This is a genomic window from Pedobacter sp. HMWF019 (assembly GCF_003061025.1).
In the GTDB taxonomy this organism is placed as follows: domain Bacteria; phylum Bacteroidota; class Bacteroidia; order Sphingobacteriales; family Sphingobacteriaceae; genus Pedobacter.
In genome coordinates, this window is sequence record NZ_QAIL01000300.1 from 1 (window position 1) to 2,396 (window position 2,396).

The window sequence follows — 2,396 nt, forward strand, 5'->3', positions numbered from 1 at the left end:
GTATACGGCTCTCCACTAACATATTCAGTCTATCCCCCATGGTGTATTTTGGTATGGCATTTTAGACATACTGCTATTGTTTTCCGCTGTCTTGCAATCATCATTTGCTCTGCAAGATCCTTTCCTTTCAGATCTTTGAGCTTTCTAACATGATGCATTTCCAAGTTTTCCGTACTCCCACACCTTTCGCATTTTTCAGCTTTCAACCTATCTATTAGACTGGTTGTGCCTTTTGAATACAGCATAGTGTTCGCAATAATGTCTGCATTTGCTGCAGTAATGTTCGTTTTACGTTTGAAACCTTCATTATAAAGGATGGAAGCTCTGTTTCCTTTCTTAGTCGTATATCGAACCGTAAAGTTTTTACCCTGTTTATACTTACTGAGTATTTTCCCTACTGTTGTCCGGTATTTTCTTGCAAAGGTTTTATACATACTGTATTCCATAATGTATTTGAAAGTCTGCATTTCAGAGCTGTTATTCGCTAAAGAATAGTAATTATACATCCCTCTGATTTCCCAGTTATACTTGCTCAGTATCTCCAGATCATCGCTATTGATCAATATGCTACGGTGCAAGGGTTTCCACTTTTCTCTGCCATTAAAAGGCAGGAACTTGACAACATCATACGCTATGAGTTTACTTTTGATGATTGTCATTGGAAGCCAAAGAACTACTTTTTTATTGAAGCACCTTAATAATCTTCCTGCTTTATCCCGCTTGGCACTGTTAGTTTTACGAACATAAACTTCGTACCCAAGAAATTTGGCCGATTGCTCTGTATGGGTGATCAAGGTCTTTTCATCAGACAATTGCAATTCAAGCTTTTCTTCCAGGAACATTTTTATATCTTCCTTTATCCGCTTGCTGTCTTCTTTACTACCTATCACCCCTATCAGAAAGTCGTCCGCATATCTTACATATTTTAGCCTTCTGTAATCCGCATCCATCTCATTAGCTGCCGGTACATTTAACCTTCGTTGTTCTATAGCTTTAATACGCTCTATTAATACCATACTTTCTATTCCATCTTCTACTTCATTTAGTCGCTTCGTTAAACGATGTTTTTCTTTCCATAACCTTTTGTGCTCTGTAGATACTTGCCGGATGGGTTTACTGTCGAACCTGCGGATATATTCTTCCATATACTTATCCAGTTTATCAAGGTAGATATTAGCCAATATTGGGCTAATGATGCCCCCCTGGGGTGTCCCACTATAAGTACCGAAGAATTTCCAGTCCTCCACATACCCCGCATTCAGGAACTTTCTGACCAGTCTGATAAAACGCTCGTCTGAGATACGTTCTCTTAGGATTCCTATCAATATATCATGACTGATATGATCAAAGAACCCTTTGATATCGCCTTCAATGAACCACTTTGCTCCACCAAATGTCTGTTGACACTGCAATAATGCCGTATGGCAACTTCTATTCGGTCTAAAACCATGTGATGTATAACTAAACTGCTTTTCATACATAGCCTCAAGTATCATCCTGATCACTTCCTGAACCAGTTTATCATCAAACGAGGATATTCCTAATGGTCTTTTCTTACCATTCTTTTTAGGTATATATGTCCTCCTTGATGGTGCTGGTTGGTACGTTTCCTTTTTAAGTGTACCAATTATCCTTTCAATGCGGGATAGACTCATCCCATCCACTGTTCTTTCATCAACCCCTTCAGTCATATTGCCGGGTTTGGCATATATGTTCTGATAGGCAATGTGGAACATCTCTTCATTGAACAAGTTTCTATAGAGCCTTTCAAATTTATAGGCAGAATTACTGCCATGCTTTGATAGACTGTTTAATACATTTTCCGGATTTCTTTTCATGTCTCTCACATTTTCCCTTATTAGTATTAAAAATATTAGCTGCTTCCCTTCGCCATGTACAGGGCTTTCCCCTGCCCGGACTACTACGGAAGCTCCGTTACCATGCCGGATATTCAAAGGTCTTTACCTTATAGCCACCCCAGTGGCATTCCGGTTTAGGTAATCCCCATTTAGATGCGTAATGACCAGCACGACAGAGGATCGGATAAGACTTGTCTTTTTCTACTTACTGCAGATGCGCCGTGATTTGTTCTTGCTTCTCTTCTACCGGCAGGAGAAGGAAGTATCACGATGTGGCGCTCATTACCTCTCGCCCCAGCCAACAATTAAACCGCTTAGACCATCTTTCAATCAGATTCGATTTTATCCTTATATCTGTCTTTTCATCTCGCCATTCAGTCGCAGTTTGGTAACTAACTGACTTATGACTTTTCCAGCATGCTACACTCCCCGATTAGTTTCCCTCACGGATAAGCTGGCTGATGATGGGCTTTATTTTGAACACTAGCCCTAACCTTGCCAAAGGTCATTCATTACGCACCCTTATGGGCGCACGCC

1 protein-coding gene is annotated in these 2,396 nt (G+C 40.3%); it reads right to left on the reverse strand.

What is annotated here, in order from left to right; translation table 11 throughout:
* Window positions 1-29: 29 nt before the first annotated feature.
* Window positions 30-1,838 carry a reverse transcriptase domain-containing protein gene (locus tag DBR11_RS16960; protein ID WP_108553838.1) on the reverse strand — a complete coding sequence of 603 codons (1,809 nt, stop codon included), beginning with the start codon at window positions 1,836-1,838 and terminating at the stop codon, window positions 30-32.
* Window positions 1,839-2,396: the final 558 nt, after the last annotated feature.

Excerpts from the sequence above, each read along its gene's own strand:
- DBR11_RS16960 (WP_108553838.1), bottom strand. The coding sequence starts at position 1,838 with ATGAAAAGAAATCCGGAAAATGTATTAAACAGTCTATCAAAGCATGGC.